We start from the raw sequence: 19,168 nt of genomic DNA on the forward strand, positions 1-19,168 counted from the left end.
AGACACGCCGCCCAAAAGGAAGTCTTGCCGGGATCAGAGTGCTGGGCGCTGCACGGGCCTGCGTGCGTCGCTCACCAACAGCCAGATCGCCGAGACCAGGAAGTAGAACGCACCGAATGCGGCGTAAGGGGCGATGCTGGTTATGCTCACCGCGTCGGTGCCACCCGCTCCCTTGACCATGAACACGCCTGCCAGGACCGACTGGGCGCCACTCAGGATCATCGCCCATTGCGCGCCAGCGGACTTCCAGCGCCGAAGGCCAGTGGCTAATTGGAAGACGCCGGAAAGCGCCGCCCAAATGCCGAAGACGAACAGAACGTCCTGCATGCCGCGGCCGAGGGCAATGGCGACCGCAACCGCCGCGACGACGCTGACGAAGACATTGAGCAGCTGTGACTGGTTGCGGCCCAGCCCACCGCTGCGCTGGGCATCGACGAAGTTGGCGACGGCATCCCAGGCCGGATAGGCGATGAGCATGATGCCGGCGAGCGCGGGAGCATCCTTTGCGAAGCTGAATGCGAGCGCGACCCACGCGGCCGAAAAAGCGAACCGTGTGAAATAATAGCCCTTGAGCCACGCGGACGACTGGCGGGACACGGTGTCGATGCTTGTAAACGCCATTTCGAATCTCCTTGGGGTAGCGACCTACTAGAAGGTAGGCAGTTCGGGTGTCAATGTGCTTTGCTGCGACTTGCATGCCGCGGCGCGCGCGCTCTCGTTGCGCCGCACCGCGACGGCTACCTATGTGGTGGTGCTTGGGGGCGGGTGATGGCGCCGGTCCGACAACCAATAGCGCTGGTCCGTCATTCTCGCGGCCTCAGCGAGACGCGGCCGTCGATCCGGCATATGCGCGGCAGTCGAACGCCCAGGGCGAGGCCTCTTCTCCTGCAGGATGCCACCGTGTCGAACGAACAGATACTCTTACTTCGCCGTATCCCAGAAGCGCCAAGGCGGACCGCAACGCCGCAACCGGCCATGACGACGGACCCATTGTCGGGCTGTTTTCGGCAGCGTGACCCCGCGCGACTGGTGCCGGTGGCGCGCGGCACGCGGTCCGGGCGTGGGGCCGAGCAACCGATCCGCCGGCTTGCGGCCGACCATATGGAGAGTTGCGATGCTTGATGATGTGCGGGATCCGTCCCCGAATGATGTAGCACCGCCCGCGTCTCCGTCGCCCGCGATCGACCGCGTAGGGCGTGCGCTGGCGCAGCTTCGTGCGGGGCGCGGCGTGATCGTCGTCGACGACGAGGATCGTGAAAACGAGGGCGACATGATCTTCGCCGCGCAGACGCTGACGGTCGCGCAGATGGCACTGATGATCCGCGAGGGGTCTGGCATCGTCTGCCTGGTGCTCACGGTGGAAACCGTCCGCGCGCTCGACCTGCCGCCGATGGTCGCGATCAACAGCTCCAGGTTTGGCACCGGCTTCACCGTGTCGATCGAGGCGCGCGATGGCGTGACCTCGGGGGTGTCCGCCGCGGACCGGGTGACGACGATCAGGACGGCGATCGCGGACGGCGCGACGCCGGATACGCTGGCACGGCCGGGGCACGTGTTCCCGCTTTGCGCCGATCCTCGGGGGTTACGCGGACGGCGCGGTCATACCGAGGCCACGATCGCGCTGATGGACCTGGCTAAGCTGCCGCGCTCTGGCGTGCTGTGCGAGGTTACCGGCCCGGACGGCACCATGACGCGCGGCGCGGAGCTTGCGGCCTTCGCCGCGCGCGAGGGAATGCCGATCGTGTCGATCGACGAGCTGCTGGCCTATCGGGGCTGAGTGCGGAGACGGCGGAGGCAAGTCGGAGGTAGCGAGGCTAAGCAGGCGATGGCCGGTCGGCTCGCCGGCGGTCTATCGTAAGCGACATTCGCGCTGGTATCGCTATGTTGCCGTTCCATGCCGCAGATCCCTCAACGTCCCGGACAGGAGATGCGCGCACAGTTGTGCGGCTTTTCGCTCACGCAGGGTCCTGGCTCGCTCGCCCCACACACGCATGCCGACCGCACGCAATTGATGTACGCCACGGCGGGCGCGATGCACGTGCCGACGCCTGCGGGCAGCTGGATCCTGTCGTCTGGACGTGCGCTGTGGATCGAGGCGGGGACCGAGCATGGCCTGGAGGTACGCCATCGGGTCGACCTGAACATCCTGTACGTCGATCCGGCGATGAAGGGGCTGCCGTGCTGGCCAGGGATCAAGGTCGTCAACGCGACCCCGCTGTTGCGCGAACTAATTGCTGCGGCGGTCGATCTGCCCTGGGACTATGACCCGGCGTCGCCACATGCCCGGTTGAGCCGGGTGCTGGTCGACCAGCTCGCTCGGATGGCGCAGTCGCCCGTCGACCTGCCGCAGCCCTCCGATCCCCGCGCGTTGCGCGTCGTCGACCTCGTCCGCCGCGACCCCGCCGACCGCGCGCCGCTCGCGGCGCTCGCCCCGCTCGCAGGGGCCAGCGTCCGCACGATCGAGCGGCTTTTCCTCGCGGAGACCCGTATGAGCTTCGGCGCCTGGCGCCAGCGCTACCGCCTGATGATCGCGCTCGAACGCCTCGCCGAAGGTCAATCGGTCAGCAGCGTCAGCTACGCGGTCGGCTACGATAGCCCGTCGGGCTTCATCGCGGCGTTCAAGGCGATGTTCGGCAAGACCCCCGGCACCTATTTCAAGGCGGACTGAGCCGGGCGCGCGACTGCATACATTGCCTTGGTCATGTCCTTGTAGAGCGCGGCGCGATCCCCGTCCCGAGTGTAGAGGCTGTTCATGCCGTGCGTTGCGTTGGGAACGAAGGTGAAATCGGCCCGTCCCCCGACCTTGCGAAACGCCCCTTCGAGCCGATGCGCCGCGCCATCGAGATAGAAGGAGTCGGCGGTGCCGACCGTCAGGTGAACCTTCCCGTCGAGATCGCGTCGCAGGCGCGGCCACTCGGTCTCGATCAGATGTCCGATGTCATAATGGTCGCGCCAGTAGGAGACGACCGTCGGATCGACGGCTCCGCTGTCGCGATCGAACATTGGCGCCGGCGTGCCGTCGGCACGGCGCGGCGAGAATACCCAGTCGAAGGACTGGAGCTGTCCTCCTCTGTGGCCGAGGACCCTCTCGACCCGCGCGGCGGTCTCGATCGTCGTCAGCACCTGGCCGTGATCTCGCTCCAGCGGGCGTGAGCCGTTCCTATCGTCCCGGTACATGTTTGCCCCAGGCGCGTAGAGGTCCACGCCGAGAAAGTCGCGAAAATCGCTGGGGTCCGGCGATGTCGGCCAGCTTCCGCCGAACATCGCCGGATACCGAACCATCGCCCACAAGGCGAACCAGCCGCCCGAGCTGTGCCCGGTCAGGAAGCGACCAGGCGGCTTGGCGTCCATCCGGTATTTGGCTTCGAGCGCGGGAATGATCTCCGCAACCAATGCTTGTCCCCATGGGCCGTTGTTCACGCTGTCGGCGAATTCGGTCGTGCCGGTCGGTGAGGCATAGTCGGGCGACACCCAGATCATCGGCGGGATGGCCTGCGTTTCCATCAGCTGCCAGATTTTCGACAGCAATTGTCCGTCCATCTTGTGGGACGTACCGAAGCCGTTGGCCGTATAGACCGTCGGGTACCGCGTGCGCGACGTCGGGTCGTACCCGGGGGGTGTCAGTACCCAAACCGCGACCGATTGCGGTGTACCGCGAAAGCGCGTGAGCGCGCCTGATGCCACGCGCTCTTCGTGGAGATGCTCGCGCGACGCGGCAATCTGCGCCATCGCTCCCGGTGGCATCCCGTTCGTGTCGAATTGATCGCTCGCAGGCGGCATCACGTGGTCGAGCGCGATCGAGGGCACGGACTCGAGCGGAAAGTGGATCGTGACGGTTTTCGAGAGGATATCCCCGGGACCGCGTCCCGCGAAAGCGTAATCGCCGTTCCGATCGAGCACGACCTGCACCCGATAATCCCCCTTTGCCGTGGTCGCGAAGTTTACGGGGAATGCAGTCTCCCGCGCGTCGAGCGTCACGGCGTGTTCTGGCCCGAAGCCAGTCACGTCGCGCGCCGCGACCGAGACGCCATCATGATCGGACGTGTCGGTATCGACCTCGGTCGCTGTCACATTTTCTGACGTCGCAGGTGCGGCGAAGAGCAACAGCCGTTCGGCCGGATCATCTGCAAATGATGAAGGCAGCGTAACGGTAAACCGCGTCTCCGGGGTGGTGGCACCGAGCAATGTAGGCAGGGCGATAGCAAGGAGTAGCAAGCGCATTTTGTAGGTCCGTCGCTAGAGCAAAAGTGGCTTGTCGGGCCAACGCGGTTTTCTGCGCCAGGGTATGTACCTACTAGAAGGTAGGTAATTGTGCAACTGAGCAGTGTTGCCGATGGAATGTCAAAGAACCGCTCGCGGCTGCCGCGTCGCAGACAGGGCCGGTCGGCATCGCGGTTGACAAGATACGGGCCAACGGAGCAAAGATAGAACTACCTCCCTACTAGTAGGTGTGCAATGTCCTTGATGCTCCTGTCCGCCCTCATCGTTTCCGCGCTGCCGCAGCCCAGCCCCTATGCGCCACCGCCCCGCGACGAGGCGCAACGCTTGGCCTATCGAGCCGAACTCGGGGGTGACTCGGAGGCAAGCGCCATCGAAACATGGCTTCCCCGTCATCCGAAGGCGCCGGCTGCGGAGAGAGCGATGCTCGCCCATCGGCTCTGCAACAATCTGGGTGTTCTGACGGGCGGAAAACGGCGCGTGGCGGCTTGCCGCCTTGCGGCTGACTTGACGGGTGATCTCGAGGACCGAGCCGACCTCGCCATGGCGGAAGCGTTTCAGCATGAAGCCCCGATCAAGGCGAGGGGTTCGGCAACGGTGCCCTTGACCCGCTCCGCGGTCGGCCTTCTCACGGTCGAGATTGCCGCGAACACCGCGCGGTCGTCGTGGATCGTCGACACCGGGGCGGAGATCACGGCCATTTCGGCAAGCACGGCCAAGGCGCTGAATGTGCGCTTCATCGCGGGGGTTGCCACCGTCGGCACCGCTACGACGATAAGGGTCGAGGGCCGATTGGGGATGATCGATCGTTTGACGATCGGGTCTGCCGTCATCGAACATTTGCCCGTCTTCGTGCTGCCGGACGCCATGCTGCGCTTACCCGACGGAAGCGTTATTCCCGGCATCCTGGGGCTGCCGGCCTTGGCCGCTTTCCATAAGGTCGCCTGGCTCGACGGAGGCAAGCAGTTGGCTCTTGGGACGACGGAGCCCGCGATGAATCAGACATCCTCGCCCGGCACCAGTTCGTCCGCCACCAGAATATATTGGCATGAGAACGGCGTGGGCGTGGCGATATCGACCCCGATTGGCGTTCAGGGAATACATCTGGATACCGGCGCCAATGCTGGCCAATTGGGTGTTGCCGGGCTGTCCTTGCTGACGCCCGCACAGCGCGCGAGCGTGATCGAGGCGAGCGCCCGAGTGGGTGGAGCGGGCGGAATACTGGACGTAACCGAGCGGCGTATCCCCGAGCTGGATTATAAGCTGGCCGACACTCCGCTCCATGCAACCGGAATGGCCATTGGCAGCAGTGCTAACGACGACGGCGCCGTTGGCGGCGATGTGATCTTCAAGCTGGCGCGGTTACAACTGGATTTCGATACCATGACGATCAAGGTCGATAGGTTTAGCCGGTAACCTGATGCCTATTGATCGGTTTTGAGCATGATTTCGATGGCCATGCTATTATTCCGAATAGGGGATGCAGTCTCGTGCCTTCTGTCAAAAATCGCGTATCGCTTTTTATAGTTCTGACATGCCTGACGACTGGTCCTTTCTGGGCTTTCAGGATCGAGTTCAATGCTCGCCCATACCATCCGCCAGCGCCGGCGTACTTCCAGCCCTGACCTTGTCTTCGATCTGTCGACCGGTGCCGAGGTCGACCTGCTTCCAGTAATCGAGCGCACGCTCCAGAACGATCCCGTGCACGCCACCGAGCAGGCTTCCCGCCACCTGTTCTACGAACCGCGCACGCTCCGCGTCGTTCCAGACATCCCGGACCATCGTGCCGGCCTGGCCGAAGTCATCGTCTTGGGGATGCAGGGTATAGGCGCTCCGTACCATCGGGCCATCCGCTTCCCAGCCATCGGCGACCGGCCCGGTCTGGTCCGCCCATGGTCTCCCGGCCGCGTTGGGGACATAGACCGGGGCAGCGCCGCTATGATCGTAGGCCATCTGGCCATCGATAATGTAGCTGTTCACCGGCACCTTGGGGCGATTGACGGGCAATTGATGGAAGTTGGTCCCGATGCGGTGACGCTGCGCGTCATTATACGCAAAGGCCCGGCCGAGCAGCATCTTGTCGGGCGACAGACCGATCCCTGGGACGGTATTGCCTGGGGAAAATGCTGCTTGTTCAATCTGCGCGAAGTGGTTGGTGGGATTGCGGTCGAGCGTCATGGTGCCGACCTCGATCAGGGGATAGTCGGCGTGCGGCCAGACCTTTGTCAAATCGAAGGGATTGAAGCGATAGGTGGCGGCGTCGGCGTAGGGCATGACCTGCACTGACAGTTTCCAGTGCGGATGGTCACCGCGCGCGATCGCATCGAACAGGTCGCGGCGGTGATAGTCGGCATCACTGCCGGCCATCGCCGCCGCCTCGTCGTTGGTGAACGACGCCAAGCCTTGCTCGGTGTGGAAGTGATATTTCACCCAGGATTTCTCGCCGTCGGCGTTGATCCACATATAGGTGTGCGAGCCATAGCCGTTCATGTGCCGCCAGGATCGGGGCAGGCCCCTGTCACCCATGAGATAGGTGACCTGGTGGGCGCTTTCCGGATTGCCGGTCCAGAAGTCCCATTGCATATGGTTGTCGCGCAGCCCGGAATCCGGAAGTCGTTTCTGACTGCGGATGAAATGGGGAAACTTCATAGGGTCGCGGACGAAGAAGATCGGCGTGTTGTTGCCGACGAGATCGTAATTTCCCTCACCGGTGTAGAACTTCAGCGAGAAGCCGCGGACGTCGCGCCAGGTGTCCGGGCTGCCCATCTCGCCGGCAACCGTCGAGAAGCGCGCGAGCATCTCGGTTGCCACGCCCGGCTGGAACAGCGCCGCCTTCGTGTATGCCGACACGTCCTGCGTAACCTCGAATACACCGAACGCGCCCGAGCCCTTCGCGTGCGGCTGGCGCTCGACGACTTTCTCGCGATTGAAGTGCGCCAGCTGCTCGAGCAGATGAACGTCGTGCAAGAGGAGCGGGCCGTCGGCGCCGATCGTCAGCGAGTTGCGATCGCTGATGGCGGGCGCGCCGCTACTGGTCGTCGAGCGACCATGCTTGTCGAAGTCGGTCATGTCTGTTCCTTCTCTTCCATGCCGTTGTCGCAGTCCTGCTAGCTCGCGACGAAGGTCGGTACGGGGCGTGGTGGGACGATCCGCTCGCTCGGACGCTGCAGCTTTGACGTCGTCATCGATGCTATTTTGAATGCACGGCAGTTGGAGCGTTAGCGCCAGACAGCCAGCTTATGTCGCGATCTCGCCATATCCCGTGCAGACCGGCGATCGCCAGGATCGATCCTAGATTGGCGAGTTCGCGGTACCGCCTGTCGGTCGGCGATCATGCGACGCCGTTTGCGAAGGTTTATCGTCAGGCTCGCTGATGGCGCATGGTCGCGCCGAAGGAGCGTTCAATGCATCATAAGCCAGTCTACCGGCTGTACGATACGACGGTGCGGCAAGTCGTCGACGTCACGCCGCGCATGCGGCGCGTAACGCTTGGCGGCGACGATCTTGCAGAGTTCACCAGCGATCGTCCCGGTCAGTGGGTGAAGCTGTTTTTCGATGCCGGCGTCGAGGGACGCGCCTTCACGATCAGGGCGTGGCGGCCGGCGCGACGCGAGATCGATATCGATTTCGTCGTCCACGGGCACGGCTTGGCAGGGCGATGGGCAGCATCGGCGAAACCCGGCCTGATCGTCCAGCTCGCCGGGCCGCGGGGCGAGTTCAGGCATGCGCCCGGAAAGAAGCTGTTTCTGCTGGGCGACGAGACGGCGATCCCCGCGATAACAGCGATACTGAAAGAGATGAACCCAGCGGAGCGCGTCGTGGTGGCGGTCGAGGTGTCGACGCCAGACGCGGTTCAGCCTTTGCCCGTTGCCAACGGCACACCGGTTAGCTGGATTATAAGTGGCGCGCAGCCCGGGCTGGTACTTGCGAGATACGCCGTGGCGCTGACGGTGAGTCCCGAGACGTCACAGATATGGGGCGCCTGTGAGGCAACGGCTGCGCGTGATCTCAGGTACGAATTCGGGCGCATCGGCTTCGATCGATCCGCGCTCCATGTCTCGGGCTATTGGAAATGCGGGGAGATCGAATATGTCGACCATGACAGCGACTATTAAGCAGCCGGTTCCTCCTTCGGCCCAGTTCGAACGGTTGGGGATGGTTTTGGCTGTAGGTCAGATCGACACGTTGGTCGGGATCATCACGCGGCCTGAGACGGACGGCTGCGCTTTCCTGGATACGGTTCGGCGATGAACGGGCCCGAAAATGGGCCGTCGATGGTGCACGTCGATCGCCACCAATCCACGCGCACCGCATCCGTCAGCGAACACCGCGCATCGGCTGTTGCCGACAGTCGGAGCGGGCGGGGCGGTATTGCCGACGACAAGGCAATGCTTCGAGCTGCGGCCGACCTGACCCGCGAGCTGATAAAGCCCCGCGCGGCACTCTATTGGGGAGACATGGTCGTCTCGTCGGCGGTCGGCTATGGCGCGCTGGTCGTCGCCGCCTCGGCACGAACGACGTCGCTGATGAGTGTTGCGGCGCTGATTTCGGTGTTCACGCTATACCGTGCGCTTTCGTTCATCCATGAGATCAGCCACATCAAGCACGCCGCGCTGCCGCGCTTCCGGCTCGGCTGGAACATCCTCGTCGGCGTGCCGATGCTGGTGCCATCCTTCCTGTACGAAGGGATCCACCACCTTCATCATGCCAAGACGCGCTATGGCACGGTCGACGATCCCGAATATCTGCCGCTCGCGCGGATGAAGCCATGGACCCTTCCAGTGTTCATCGTCGTATCCGCGCTGGCACCGATCGCCGTGCTGCTACGTTTTGCGGCTTTGGCGCCGCTGTCGCTGCTATCGACTCGCCTGCGCGTTGTCGTCGTAGAGAGATATTCGGCGCTGACGATCAACCCGTCGTTCCGCCGGCGCATGCCCATAGGTGACGCTCGAACGCTCTTCACCCGGCTCGAGGCAGCGGCAAGCGTGTGGGCCATTGCGTTGATAGCATTGGTCTCGAGCAGCACTGTTTCACTGCATGCGTTTCTTGTGGGGACGGCTATCGGCTCGGGCGTCGCCGTGCTCAACCAGGTCCGCACGCTTGTCGCGCATCTCTGGGAGAACGAGGGCGAGCCGATGAGCGTAACCGCGCAGTATCTCGACTCCGTCAACGTGCCGCCGCCCGCGCTGCTGCCAATACTATGGGCCCCTGTCGGCCTGCGATACCACGCGCTGCACCACCTGCTGCCCGGGCTGCCCTATCACGCGTTGGGCGAAGCGCACCGCCGCCTCTCGGCGACCCTCGAAGGCGGTTCGTCCTATCACAGAGCGAATTATGCGGGACTGCCGGGCTTGGTGGGCAAGATCATGCGGAGCACGATTAAAGCCGCCAGCCGGGCCGGTCGGTAACTGATGGACTAAAAATGGGCAAGGTAGCCACCATCTACGGCAAGCACCTGTCCCGTCACATAAGATGAGGTGGGCAACGCGAAGAACAGCACGGCGCCTGCGATCTCTTCGGGCCGTCCCCACCGCCCGAGCGAGGTGCGACGGGAAAGATGGTCGGCTACGGCAGGGTCGGCGACCATGTCCGCGTTCGCGTCGGTCGCGAAGAAGCCGGGTGCGACCGCATTGACGGTAATCTGTCGCGGACCGAGTTCGGCCGCCAGCGCCCTGGTCAATGCATCAAGGCCGCCTTTCGTCATCGTATAGGCGGCATCGCCCGACCGTGCGATCTGGCCGGCGATCGACGTGATATTTATGATGCGACCGCCGGCCGGCATTCGGGCACTGAGAAGGCGCGCCAGGTCGAATGGCGCTACCAGGTTCACCTCGAGCAGCTTCCGAACGGCCGCTCGATCAAGCCCAGTCAACGCGCGTCGATCGCGATCCCCCGCGTTGTTGACGAGTATCTCGATCGTATCATGACTGGCCAGGAGCTTCGCAGCGGCATCGTCTCGACGAAGATCGGCGACGACTATCTCGGACGAACCGCCGATGTCGGCGATCATGCGCGCCAACGGCATGAGCCGCTCTGCGTTCCGGCCATGCAGCAGCACATGGGCACCGGCCGCGGCCAGACACTTGGCAATCTCACCGCCCAGGCCTCCGCTGGCCCCGGTAACGAGTGCGATCTTACCTTGAAGCTGAATCGCAGCCACTCCGCCCCGCTCATCCGACTGGATGGTTCGAAGGAACGATTGGCCGCTTTGGGGACCGGACGCAATGTCTCTGGACAGCCGCGAATGGGCGCGGTGCGGATCATTGGCGTCGATCAACCCAAGCGGCAGCTTCCGCCACGATCAAGGGTTCATCGACGCATCTCGGGCTGATTGGCTTTGGTCGGGTGAGGTGAACGTAACCGTTCTACCGGGCCGGGGCCGGTGATTGGAAACGCGACGGACCGCGGCAGTCGAGCCGGACAGCTGGCGGACGCTACAAGCGCATCGCCGATGACTAACGGCGGATAGGCAATTTTCGATTGTTCGCATCAGGCGGGGTGAGGCCGCCTCCGGCCAGTTCGCCGCAACCTTAACGCGCGGCATGTTTCGGGATGCGGGATAGGGTAGCCCAAGCGTCTACTTATGGGTCATCGCTTCCAGCGAAGGGCAATCGGAACAGTCTCCCTCAACGTTAGCGACGTCACCATGCCAGCTGTGGCGTTCTTGTACTTCGTGAAGTGCGGCGATTTCAGATGTGCCTCATACGCCGTCTGGTCGGCGTAGATTTCCATCAGCCGGATTTGGTCCGGAGCGTCCTTCAGCGCGACCGCGTTAAGGGTCAGGACGCCGGGCTCGAGCCGAATTGATGCCTCGATCTCTTCGCGTAGCAGCGAGAGATAGGCCTCGCGCTGCGCCGGATCGATCTGCAGTTCCGCAAGGCGGACGATTGGGGCCGGTGGTGTCATTGCTGTATCATCCTGTGGCGATGCTGCCGCGGTCAGAAGCGGTGCCAGCGCGACCGCTGCGATCTTAGCGTGCCGGTTGACGATCCGGGTGAACAGGGTTGCGCGAAGCTGCGCCATGTCAGGCGTCGCCCCGAGCGCCGGCATATTGCGCATCGGTGACGGGTTCGAGCCATTCGACATTCTTGCCGTCAAGCGCCTCCTGGATGGCGATGTGGGTCATCGCGGTGGTCGCGGTCGCACCGTGCCAGTGCTTGTGGCCGGGTGGGCACCAGATCACGTCACCCGCGCGGATTTCGACGATCTTCTCGCCTTCACATTGCGTCCAGCCGCAGCCGGCGGTGACGATCAGCGTCTGGCCGAGCGGATGCGTGTGCCAGTGCGATCGCGCGCCGGGCTCGAACGTCACCGCCGCGCACGAATGACGCGCGGGCGCGGGCGGGGCGTTCATCGGGTCGATGCGCACGGTGCCCGTGAAATAGTCGGCGGGGCCGGGCTGCGACGGCTGCGATCCTGCACGCTTGATTTCCATTGGATGATCTCCTGGTCAGTTGCGACGCGGCCGTTGGGCGCGTCTGAATGGATGCGGCTGGTCAGGCGTCCTTGAGCGCGTCGCGCGCGACGGACACCGCAGTCATTGCAGTGGGCCAGCCAGCGTAGAAGGCAGTGTGGGTGATCGCGGCGATGATCTCGTCCTTGGTCAAGCCGTTCTCGATCCCCTTGCCGAGATGAAAGCCGAGTTCGTTGTGCCGATACAGCGCAACCAGCGTGGTGATCGTCACCAGGCTGCGGTCGCGCGGGGAAAGTGCGTCGTCCGCCCACACGTCGCCGAACAGCACCTTGTCGGTGATCTCGGCGAGCTTGGGGGCGATATCCCCGAATGCCTTGCGGGCGTTGGTGGGTTCATCGGCCATGCGTAGGTTCCTTGTACAGGTGGGAAGGTAGGACGTGCTTCGATCAGGCGCTTCGGCGGAGGCCGCCCAGGAGTGCGACGGCTGCGGCCGCGACAAGCACCGCCGCGCTGCCGAGGAACGCGCTACTCGGCCCGGCGGCATCATACGCGAGTCCGCCGACGGTCGCCCCCGACATGATCGCGAACTGGACTATCGCGACCATCAGGCCGCCTCCGGCTTCGGGGTGGTCGGGTGCCGCGCGCGTCACCCAGGTCCACCAGGCGACCGGCGCCGCCGTGGCGACGAGCCCCCACACTGCCAGCAGAATTGCGACGACCGCCAGCGACGTGCCGAACAGCGCCAGGCCGATCGCTGCCGTTGCCATGATTGCCGGGATCGTCGCGAGCAGGATGTGAAGCTTGCGGCCGATCAGACGCCCGATCAGCGTCGTGCCGACAAATCCCGCGACCCCAACTACGAGCAGGAGGACCGACAGCGTACCCGGCCCGACATGCGTCACCTGCTCAAGGAACGGACGCAGATAGGTGTAAAGGGCGAACTGGCCCATGAAGAGCAGCGCCGCGCCCGCCAGCCCGATTACGACAGTCTTGCGCCTCAACAGAACCAGCATGCCGCTGCCTCCATCGCGTCGCTCGGCGGGAAGCGCTGGCAGCGCCAAAGCCTGCCAGACGGTGGCGGCGATCGCGATCGGCACCACGCAGAAGAAGGCGCCGCGCCAGCCGATCAGCCCACCGAGGAAACTGCCGAGTGGCGCGCCGATCACCGTGGCAAGCGCATTCCCGCCATTGAGCATCGCGAGAGCCTTGGGCACCGCCTCGGTCGGTACCAGCCGCATCGCGATTGCCGCGGACATCGACCAGAAGCCGCCGATCGCAATTCCCAAGACCGCCCGGCCGAGCATCAACATCGCGTAATTGGGCGCGTAGGTCACGAGCGCGCCGGACACGATCAACAAGGCGGTCAACCCGAGCAGTACCACGCGCCGATCGACGCCGTTGATCAGCCGGCCTAGCGACAGGCTTGCGATCATCGCAAACAGGCCGGAAATCGCGATCGCTCGACCCGCTTGGCCGGCGGTGAGGTGGAGGTCGGCTGCGATCGGGCTGAGCAGGCTGACCGGCATGAACTCGGACGCCACCAGCACGAAGGTACAGAGCGTCATCGCATATACGGCGCCCCATGCGGGTGCTTGCGACGCGAGGCTATGCTCGGTTGGAAGCAGGGTAGCGGTTGTCAGGGAAGCTCTCCTCGGAACGCGGTAGCGTATCGTTCGAACGAGATAGGCGTCGTGGTTGCCGCGGATTAGCCCCGGCGTGCTTCATGGACCTGTGAGCAGCGCTCAACGTCCGCGTCATCGTCCGAGCGGCTGCAACTCCCTGATCAAGTCGATCAGAGCCCGTAGGCCGGTCGGTACGTGGCGGCGGCTCGGGTAATAAAGCTCATAGCCGGGGCCGGTCGTGGACCAGGACTCCAGCACCAGCGATAGCGCGCCGGATGCCACAAAAGGCGCGAAAAGCGGCTCGACGCCATAGACCAGCCCGGTGCTGCCAAGCGCCATTGCAAGCATGGCGCGCCCGTCGTCGGCGGTGATGCGGCTGGCGACCGGCACCGCGAACTCACCATCCGGTCCCTCGAACTCCCATCGATAGATGCGATCGTCCCCCAGACGCACGCCGATGCAGCGATGCCGAACAAGATCGGCGGGGCTTTCCGGCGTGCCGAAGCGCGCGAGATAGGCCGGTGCCGCCGCCACGACCCACCGTAGGTTGCCCGACAGCCGCTGCGCGATCATGTCCTCGGGCACCGTTCCGCCGTGGCGAATGCCGGCGTCGAACCCGGAATCGATGACATCGATCATGCGGTTGCTCGCGACGATGTCGACTTCGACATCGGGATAGCGATCGGCGAACTCGGACATCACCGGCCCGAGCAGCAACGTCGCAGCGTCGGCGACGACGTTGAGGCGGATGCGCCCGGCCGGCGTATCGCGGAAGCGGTTGAGGCCTTCCACTGCCGAGGCGATCTCGGCGAACGGCCGTTCGACCGCATCGCGCAGTGCTTCGCCGGCCGCAGTGAGGGTGACGCTGCGACTGGTGCGGTTGAGCAGGCGCACGCCGAGCCTGCCTTCCAGCCCCTTCAAGGCGTGGCTCATGCCGGAGGCAGTGACGCCCAGCTCCACCCCCGCGCGGCTGAAGCTGCGATGCCGCGCGATCGCAAGAAAATAGGTAAAATCGGCCAGATCAGGGCGGCTGGAGGGCATGCCGTACGTGTGCGGCGCTCGCTGGAGGAAGGCAACCGCTACTCGCGCCGACGGCGAGACTGATAGCGAACCGGAGATCAATGGCGCCCCCGCTCAGGCATCCGGAACGGATTCTGAACGAACTTCGGGTTTCGGTAAGCGGCAGCGGCGACTCCAATGTCGCTTTGTGGGTCTGAATAGGAATCGCTCGCGAACTTCAACGCGCGATAACGTTCAAATTGAAGGGCATCCCTGCGCTTCCGCGCCGGTGTCGGCCCGGTTGGCAGTTGTCCACGGCTGGCAGGTGTGAGTACCCGCAGGCCGCGCCACGAGCAGCGCGGGCTGCGGGCATTTGAACTACTTGTGACCGCCGTGACCAGCGTTCTGGTTGTTGTTCTTGCTCGCGGTGTTGTCGCTGTTGTCCTGCTTCTTGTTGCCGCCCTCGTCATCCTTCCCGTTCTTGTGAAAGTCGCCCTTTTTCTTGTGGTCGGTCATTGTCTCTCTCCTAGTGGAGTAGGATGAACGCGCAGAAGCAGGCGAGTTTCCGGCAACGCATCTGCCAGCGCATCGGCACAAAGGGCACGAGGGTCATTGGAGCTGTCCGTGTCTGATCGGAGGGGCGGCTCCTATGAGCGCACGGAGAACCGGCCAAGTGCGTTCGGGACCGCGTCCAGGACGCTAACAAGCCGGCCCGAATGTCCGGATGTGGGTCGCCCTTGCGCGACGCTCCTCACCGTTAGATGTCGACTCTGGCTGGTAGCACCGGCCAGCAATCGCCTCGAGCCGCTCATCGAGGCACCCGGCTTCACCGGCAAGGCCCCCGGCGGACCAAGCCGATGGAACAACGGCAACGAAAGCGAGTGGGAGCCGCTCCGGAGCGAACTTGTCGTCGAAGTGCTCTACGGTCGGGTCACAGGCAACGCTTCCGGCATGGCACGAAGCTTCTGAGGCGGCGACCGGACAAGATCCTAGCAGCCGTTCGTAGCGTTGATCGACCTGATGAGAGGTCGGGTTCCTCCCGAGGTGAGCCGGACGATGGCGCTGCCGTTGCAGCGCAATCCCGGGGCGGCGTAGCGATACGTTACCCGATAGGCGTCACCCTGAAGGGGGCTGATGCTGGTTAGCCGCAAGGGGTCTCGCAACCGGCCGTAGAAGTGCGAGATGGCATCGGCCGAATAGGCGCGGCTCGACCTCTTTTGCGGTATCACCTGCGCCGAAGCCACGTCGCCGCTCCCGGTGCCGAGGGCGTTGTAGAAGGTCCGCACCGTCGCTTCACCCGATGACCCGGCGACCGTGTCGGGTCGAGAGGCGCTCGCGGGTGCCTCTGATGTCTTCGCAACCGAGGAATACGGGGCTCGTGACGCATCCTCCTCCGCACGGTCGTCTGCGCCCGAGCCCCCGATCTGGGAGGCGGGAGTTTGATCAGCGACCTCGGTCGGTAGCGTATCTGGGCTTGGCAGCTCGGTTTTCGAAACCTCCGTATCGACCGCGGGCAGCGGACGGTATGTCGCGTCGGACAGGCTGAACGCGGCGAGTTTGCCGACGATCGGCGCTGCGCCCGTGAGGGCATAGACCAAACCGCTGGCATCAGCCGCACCCTGAGCTGTGTAGGCGATGTCCGCCGCCAGGCGGCGGTTGCCTCCGAGCGCCTGTTCGGAGCCCGGCGGAACGTCGAGGATAATGCGACCTTTGCAGCGTGTCACGTCGAGCGCCGGATCCCAGCCTTCCACGAGCGGCTTTTCCATCCTGACGAAGGAGAACGCCTCCAGCGTGTCGAGGTTGGTACGGTGGCTGCTTTGCTCGCGCGCCTGATCGAAGATGACGCGCTTCATGCGATCATAGGCTGTACTCGACGCACAGGCGGCCTTGTGTCGTTTGGCTTCGGCCCGCGTCTGCGCCGTCTCGGCCGGCTTGCTCTCCTTGATCTTGCCACACCCGCCAAGCAAAAGCGCTAGGACAAGAAGACACGCCGGGGCTCTCGCCAATGTCGCTGACGGGCTCATAGCCACTCCCAAAAAATCAACCTCGTCCGTCCAACCTCTGCAAGCGGGCAAGGTTCACGCCCGGTTCGAATGCATGTCTGGGTTTGGAACGTGATCAGGCGCGGCGAACGCGCGCAACCGGGTCTCGCGGCGCGGACGAGTGCCCCGCCTGCGCCCCGCCGCTGCCAGCGCGCGGCCGCCACCATGGCCGCCCACAACCGCTTAGTGGCCGCCAGGCACCGTCGGCGGCTGGGTTACTTGCGCCGCCACAGAAGGGCTCCCAGCGCTATCATCCCAATTGCCGAGACGCCGATTCCGGCAGCCGCGGCCTTGCGGCGCTGGTCGGGTCGCCGCCGACCGCCATCGATGCCGCTGGCTGCGGCAGGCGGATCGAACAGCGCGCCGCTTCCATCCTGTCCCGGATGAGCCTTCGCGGTCCAGCTGTCCATGAACCCGTTCATCATCGCCGCGCTGAGATTCGGCGCGAAGAACTGGCCGAGCTTGAGTGCCAGCGCGGGCGCGCCCACGACGGTTGTGGTACGCGGATGGTCCGCGAGCCGCACGACCGCCAGCGCGACCGTCTCTGGCGCGAGCGCCCCGGGCGGCAGCGACAGCTTTGCGCCCGTGTAGTTCGCGGCGTGATCGATCCCCGGCGTGTCGACGAAGGTTGGGTAGACGTCACAGACATGGATGTGTCGATGTTTCGAGAGCTCGCCGCGCAATGCCTCGCTGAAGCCGCGTAGCCCAAACTTACTCGCCGAGTAGGCGGCGGCATAAGGGGTCGCGACAAAGCCGCCGACCGAGATCATGTTGACGAAAATGCCGTGATCCTGCGCCAGAAAGATCGGCAGCACGGCGTGCGCATCATTCATGTGGCCGAGAAGGTTGGTCGCAACCACCCGGGAATGATCGGCAACCGGCACGTCCTCGTACTTGCCGACGACACCCACACCGACATTGCTGAACCAAAGGTCGATTCCACCGAGCCGGTCGCGAGCCTCCGAGGCCAGCTGCGCTACTGCCTGTGCGTCGGTAACGTCGACGACGCGGACATGCGCTTCACCGCCGACCGCACGGCAACGCTCGCGATGTCGTTAAGCCCAGCCTCGCCCCGCGCAGCGAGGACGAGCTGCGCCCCGTGCTCTGCGAAAGCGATGGCCGTAGCAGCACCTATGCCGCTGGAGGCACCGGTAATGACGACACGTTTCGCTGTCTTGGCTGTCATGTTTGCTACCTTGTGGAGACGACAAGAGCAGGACGAATGCTAGCGCGCGTCGTTCCCAGCAACACCTTTAGGTTTCGTAGTATGGACGCCCGCATGGATGCGTAGCGGGCGTTCAGCATCGAGGACGGTCAGCTCGGCCATCCGAAGCCTATCGCCGAAGTTGGGTTACCGTTACCAGCATGAACGAAGGACGGAAGTTGGGAACCGTTTTGCGGCCGCTGAACGACCGAATTGCGTCACCCTGCCGCGAACCTGGCGAGAGCGCCGTTGTCGCCCGAGTGAGGCGACCCCGTCTAGGCTCAGTTGCACGCAAAAAGCGAAGCGACGCTCGAAAGACGCCGCTCCGTGAGGCTGGTACGTCAAATAGGCGTCGACACCGGTTCGGCCGCGAACGGTACACCGCCCGGCCCCGCCGCAAAGTTGAGCGCCTCGAGCTGACATTTGAGGATGTCTTCGGTCCGCGGACCGCCGGCAACGTGGCGAGGCGAGCTCCGGATCACCAGCGGCGGGCCGCTGTCGCAGATGCCGAGGTCGCGCACTTGGGTGGAATAGCTTGTGTCCGTGCTCAGATAGCAGAAGTCGAAGGCCGTGGCGGGCTTGGCCGTCAGAATTTGCGCCTGATTGCGCACGGCGTTGGTAGATGCCTTCGGGGCCTCAGGCGCCTCAGTTCGCTGACGCCGAGACCGTCGTACACCTTCTTCCAACGGTAGAACGTCTGCTCCGAAATCCCCCTCCGCCGGATGACCTCGGCCACCGACGTGCCGGTTTCCCCCTGCTTCAACGCAAAGGCAATCTGCTCGTCCGTGTACCTAGATTTCTTCATTTCCAGCTCCTTGCCCGAAGGCTTCTCAAGGCCAGAAAACTCTCGTTCAAAATGGACAAAAAAACAGGGGGGACGTCACGCCGCTATCGCGCTTGCCGCCACCGTCATCTTCTGGCTCTAATCGGCGAGACCTGACCCTAACTTGAGTGCTGTATGAGGCCGCAAGCATTGGCTTATGGGGCGTTCAACGACTAGTTTGAATGGTCGTTTGGGCCCTCGGGCTCACCTATCGGCGCCGATCGACCATGACGGATCATCAACCAGCCCGTCAGTATCAGTGCCACCCCGGACGCCAGGAAGACGTAGTCCCAGATCGACGATCCAATCCTCTCGTAGACGTGGTGAAGGTTCAGGATGTGGTGATCGATAATTCCCTCGACGAAATTGAATAAGCCGAACCCCAGCAGGGTCGATCCGAATAAAGCCTGGCCGGAAAGTAGCACGTCAGCGCGCTTTACGGCCTTCCAGAGCATCACGATGCCGGCCGCGGTCGCTATCCAGACCCCGGCGTGAAACAGACCATCCCACACCATGTTGGTCTTGGCGCCGATAAGAGTGTCCGTCGATATCCGCGCGGACAGCATGTTGTGGAGCTGTAGGATCTGGTGAAACAGGATGCCGTCTACGAAGCCTCCCATCCCGATCCCAATCACCATGCCAGCGGTGGTCAACGGCTTCGTTGTCAGTACGCGGTCAGGCATAGTTGCTACCTTACAAAAGATACTTGCGAACTGCGTAAGCGGCTATGATCAGTACGGGCGCTGGCGCAGCCAAAGCAGCACAATTGCTGACGAAATCCGAGCCAAGAACGGCTGCACGAACCGCCTCCGCCGTTCTGCTGTGACAGAGGGTGCACGTCCACGC

Annotated in this window: 20 protein-coding genes and 2 pseudogenes; 7 read left to right on the forward strand and 15 right to left on the reverse strand. The window is 64.0% G+C overall.

The genetic code is table 11. The features are described from left to right. Positions 1-33 precede the first annotated feature (33 nt). On the reverse strand, positions 34-621 hold the full coding sequence (locus tag AC1MLZ_RS13375; protein WP_480958899.1) for a DUF308 domain-containing protein: 588 nt from the start codon (positions 619-621) through the stop codon (positions 34-36). A 354-nt stretch (positions 622-975) separates the two neighbouring features. Between AC1MLZ_RS13375 and AC1MLZ_RS13380 the strand changes: the two genes are divergently transcribed. The 3 genes from AC1MLZ_RS13380 to AC1MLZ_RS13390 all read left to right on the forward strand — a co-directional run bounded on the left by AC1MLZ_RS13380 (position 976) and on the right by AC1MLZ_RS13390 (position 2,668). Then, the gene (locus AC1MLZ_RS13380; protein WP_480958900.1) at positions 976-1,122 is read left to right on the forward strand and encodes a hypothetical protein; all 147 of its coding nucleotides are present in this window, start codon (positions 976-978) and stop codon (positions 1,120-1,122) included. Next, positions 1,115-1,777, forward strand: coding sequence for a 3,4-dihydroxy-2-butanone-4-phosphate synthase (gene ribB / locus AC1MLZ_RS13385; RefSeq protein ID WP_480958901.1), 663 nt, complete (start codon positions 1,115-1,117; stop codon positions 1,775-1,777). Before AC1MLZ_RS13380 ends, ribB begins: the two co-directional genes overlap by 8 nt. Positions 1,778-1,894: 117 nt before the next feature. Next, on the forward strand, positions 1,895-2,668 hold the full coding sequence (locus AC1MLZ_RS13390) for an AraC family transcriptional regulator (protein ID WP_480958902.1): 774 nt from the start codon (positions 1,895-1,897) through the stop codon (positions 2,666-2,668). On the opposite strand, the gene AC1MLZ_RS13395 is transcribed toward AC1MLZ_RS13390, so the two are convergent. Further along, positions 2,650-4,221 carry an alpha/beta hydrolase gene (locus AC1MLZ_RS13395; protein ID WP_480958903.1) on the reverse strand — a complete coding sequence of 524 codons (1,572 nt, stop codon included), beginning with the start codon at positions 4,219-4,221 and terminating at the stop codon, positions 2,650-2,652. The two genes, AC1MLZ_RS13390 and AC1MLZ_RS13395, sit on opposite strands and share 19 nt — an antisense overlap. Positions 4,222-4,455: 234 nt before the next feature. Between AC1MLZ_RS13395 and AC1MLZ_RS13400 the strand changes: the two genes are divergently transcribed. Then, positions 4,456-5,634, forward strand: a complete 1,179-nt coding sequence (locus AC1MLZ_RS13400; RefSeq protein ID WP_480958904.1) for an aspartyl protease family protein — start codon at positions 4,456-4,458, stop codon at positions 5,632-5,634. 159 nt (positions 5,635-5,793) lie between these two features. On the opposite strand, the gene AC1MLZ_RS13405 is transcribed toward AC1MLZ_RS13400, so the two are convergent. Continuing rightward, positions 5,794-7,287, reverse strand: a complete 1,494-nt coding sequence (locus AC1MLZ_RS13405; protein WP_480958905.1) for a catalase — start codon at positions 7,285-7,287, stop codon at positions 5,794-5,796. A gap of 335 nt (positions 7,288-7,622) precedes the next feature. Between AC1MLZ_RS13405 and AC1MLZ_RS13410 the strand changes: the two genes are divergently transcribed. Next, positions 7,623-8,333, forward strand: coding sequence for a siderophore-interacting protein (locus tag AC1MLZ_RS13410; protein WP_480958906.1), 711 nt, complete (start codon positions 7,623-7,625; stop codon positions 8,331-8,333). A 159-nt stretch (positions 8,334-8,492) separates the two neighbouring features. Continuing rightward, positions 8,493-9,626 (forward strand): fatty acid desaturase family protein, encoded by a 1,134-nt coding sequence (locus AC1MLZ_RS13415; protein WP_480961555.1) that lies wholly within the window; start codon positions 8,493-8,495, stop codon positions 9,624-9,626. Between the two features lie 8 nt (positions 9,627-9,634). Here the strand turns inward: AC1MLZ_RS13415 and AC1MLZ_RS13420 are convergent, their stop codons facing one another. The 11 genes and pseudogenes from AC1MLZ_RS13420 to AC1MLZ_RS13470 all read right to left on the reverse strand — a co-directional run. Continuing rightward, on the reverse strand, positions 9,635-10,369 hold the full coding sequence (locus AC1MLZ_RS13420) for an SDR family oxidoreductase (protein ID WP_480961556.1): 735 nt from the start codon (positions 10,367-10,369) through the stop codon (positions 9,635-9,637). Between the two features lie 437 nt (positions 10,370-10,806). Next, positions 10,807-11,268, reverse strand: coding sequence for a putative quinol monooxygenase (locus AC1MLZ_RS13425; RefSeq protein WP_480958907.1), 462 nt, complete (start codon positions 11,266-11,268; stop codon positions 10,807-10,809). After that, the gene (locus AC1MLZ_RS13430) at positions 11,243-11,653 is read right to left on the reverse strand and encodes a (R)-mandelonitrile lyase (protein WP_480958908.1); all 411 of its coding nucleotides are present in this window, start codon (positions 11,651-11,653) and stop codon (positions 11,243-11,245) included. The genes AC1MLZ_RS13425 and AC1MLZ_RS13430 overlap by 26 nt, the downstream gene beginning before the upstream one ends. Before the next feature lie 61 nt (positions 11,654-11,714). Further along, positions 11,715-12,035, reverse strand: coding sequence for a carboxymuconolactone decarboxylase family protein (locus AC1MLZ_RS13435; RefSeq protein WP_480958909.1), 321 nt, complete (start codon positions 12,033-12,035; stop codon positions 11,715-11,717). A 43-nt stretch (positions 12,036-12,078) separates the two neighbouring features. Then, positions 12,079-13,197, reverse strand: coding sequence for an MFS transporter (locus AC1MLZ_RS13440; RefSeq protein ID WP_480958910.1), 1,119 nt, complete (start codon positions 13,195-13,197; stop codon positions 12,079-12,081). A gap of 189 nt (positions 13,198-13,386) precedes the next feature. Next, positions 13,387-14,295, reverse strand: a complete 909-nt coding sequence (locus AC1MLZ_RS13445; RefSeq protein ID WP_480958911.1) for a LysR family transcriptional regulator — start codon at positions 14,293-14,295, stop codon at positions 13,387-13,389. Between the two features lie 336 nt (positions 14,296-14,631). After that, positions 14,632-14,769, reverse strand: coding sequence for a hypothetical protein (locus AC1MLZ_RS13450; protein WP_480958912.1), 138 nt, complete (start codon positions 14,767-14,769; stop codon positions 14,632-14,634). Between the two features lie 473 nt (positions 14,770-15,242). Continuing rightward, positions 15,243-16,106 carry a hypothetical protein gene (locus AC1MLZ_RS13455; protein ID WP_480958913.1) on the reverse strand — a complete coding sequence of 288 codons (864 nt, stop codon included), beginning with the start codon at positions 16,104-16,106 and terminating at the stop codon, positions 15,243-15,245. A gap of 404 nt (positions 16,107-16,510) precedes the next feature. After that, positions 16,511-17,481 (reverse strand): annotated as a pseudogene (locus AC1MLZ_RS13460) (SDR family oxidoreductase). A gap of 359 nt (positions 17,482-17,840) precedes the next feature. Beyond that, positions 17,841-18,110 (reverse strand): DUF6351 family protein, encoded by a 270-nt coding sequence (locus AC1MLZ_RS13465; RefSeq protein WP_480958914.1) that lies wholly within the window; start codon positions 18,108-18,110, stop codon positions 17,841-17,843. A 23-nt stretch (positions 18,111-18,133) separates the two neighbouring features. After that, positions 18,134-18,304: pseudogene (locus AC1MLZ_RS13470) on the reverse strand (transposase); the annotation flags it as partial. Here AC1MLZ_RS13470 and AC1MLZ_RS13475 point away from each other — a divergent pair. After that, positions 18,222-18,425 carry a hypothetical protein gene (locus AC1MLZ_RS13475; protein WP_480961612.1) on the forward strand — a complete coding sequence of 68 codons (204 nt, stop codon included), beginning with the start codon at positions 18,222-18,224 and terminating at the stop codon, positions 18,423-18,425. The pseudogene AC1MLZ_RS13470 and the gene AC1MLZ_RS13475 overlap by 83 nt on opposite strands. A gap of 70 nt (positions 18,426-18,495) precedes the next feature. Here the strand turns inward: AC1MLZ_RS13475 and AC1MLZ_RS13480 are convergent, their stop codons facing one another. Next, positions 18,496-19,005 carry a DUF2243 domain-containing protein gene (locus AC1MLZ_RS13480; protein ID WP_480958915.1) on the reverse strand — a complete coding sequence of 170 codons (510 nt, stop codon included), beginning with the start codon at positions 19,003-19,005 and terminating at the stop codon, positions 18,496-18,498. Positions 19,006-19,168: the final 163 nt, after the last annotated feature.

The sequence above is a fragment of the Sphingomonas sp. PEI4 genome, from assembly GCF_056679955.1.

Excerpts from the sequence above, each read along its gene's own strand:
- AC1MLZ_RS13395 (WP_480958903.1), bottom strand. The coding sequence starts at position 4,221 with ATGCGCTTGCTACTCCTTGCTATCGCCCTGCCTACATTGCTCGGTGCC.
- AC1MLZ_RS13435 (WP_480958909.1), bottom strand. The coding sequence starts at position 12,035 with ATGGCCGATGAACCCACCAACGCCCGCAAGGCATTCGGGGATATCGCC.
- AC1MLZ_RS13445 (WP_480958911.1), bottom strand. The coding sequence starts at position 14,295 with ATGCCCTCCAGCCGCCCTGATCTGGCCGATTTTACCTATTTTCTTGCG.
- AC1MLZ_RS13425 (WP_480958907.1), bottom strand. The coding sequence starts at position 11,268 with ATGCCGGCGCTCGGGGCGACGCCTGACATGGCGCAGCTTCGCGCAACC.
- AC1MLZ_RS13475 (WP_480961612.1), top strand. The coding sequence starts at position 18,222 with ATGACCTCGGCCACCGACGTGCCGGTTTCCCCCTGCTTCAACGCAAAG.
- AC1MLZ_RS13480 (WP_480958915.1), bottom strand. The coding sequence starts at position 19,005 with ATGCCTGACCGCGTACTGACAACGAAGCCGTTGACCACCGCTGGCATG.
- AC1MLZ_RS13430 (WP_480958908.1), bottom strand. The coding sequence starts at position 11,653 with ATGGAAATCAAGCGTGCAGGATCGCAGCCGTCGCAGCCCGGCCCCGCC.
- AC1MLZ_RS13440 (WP_480958910.1), bottom strand. The coding sequence starts at position 13,197 with ATGACGCTCTGTACCTTCGTGCTGGTGGCGTCCGAGTTCATGCCGGTC.
- AC1MLZ_RS13400 (WP_480958904.1), top strand. The coding sequence starts at position 4,456 with ATGTCCTTGATGCTCCTGTCCGCCCTCATCGTTTCCGCGCTGCCGCAG.
- AC1MLZ_RS13390 (WP_480958902.1), top strand. The coding sequence starts at position 1,895 with ATGCCGCAGATCCCTCAACGTCCCGGACAGGAGATGCGCGCACAGTTG.
- AC1MLZ_RS13405 (WP_480958905.1), bottom strand. The coding sequence starts at position 7,287 with ATGACCGACTTCGACAAGCATGGTCGCTCGACGACCAGTAGCGGCGCG.
- AC1MLZ_RS13455 (WP_480958913.1), bottom strand. The coding sequence starts at position 16,106 with ATGAAGCGCGTCATCTTCGATCAGGCGCGCGAGCAAAGCAGCCACCGT.
- ribB (WP_480958901.1), top strand. The coding sequence starts at position 1,115 with ATGCTTGATGATGTGCGGGATCCGTCCCCGAATGATGTAGCACCGCCC.
- AC1MLZ_RS13415 (WP_480961555.1), top strand. The coding sequence starts at position 8,493 with ATGGTGCACGTCGATCGCCACCAATCCACGCGCACCGCATCCGTCAGC.
- AC1MLZ_RS13450 (WP_480958912.1), bottom strand. The coding sequence starts at position 14,769 with ATGACCGACCACAAGAAAAAGGGCGACTTTCACAAGAACGGGAAGGAT.
- AC1MLZ_RS13410 (WP_480958906.1), top strand. The coding sequence starts at position 7,623 with ATGCATCATAAGCCAGTCTACCGGCTGTACGATACGACGGTGCGGCAA.
- AC1MLZ_RS13375 (WP_480958899.1), bottom strand. The coding sequence starts at position 621 with ATGGCGTTTACAAGCATCGACACCGTGTCCCGCCAGTCGTCCGCGTGG.
- AC1MLZ_RS13380 (WP_480958900.1), top strand. The coding sequence starts at position 976 with ATGACGACGGACCCATTGTCGGGCTGTTTTCGGCAGCGTGACCCCGCG.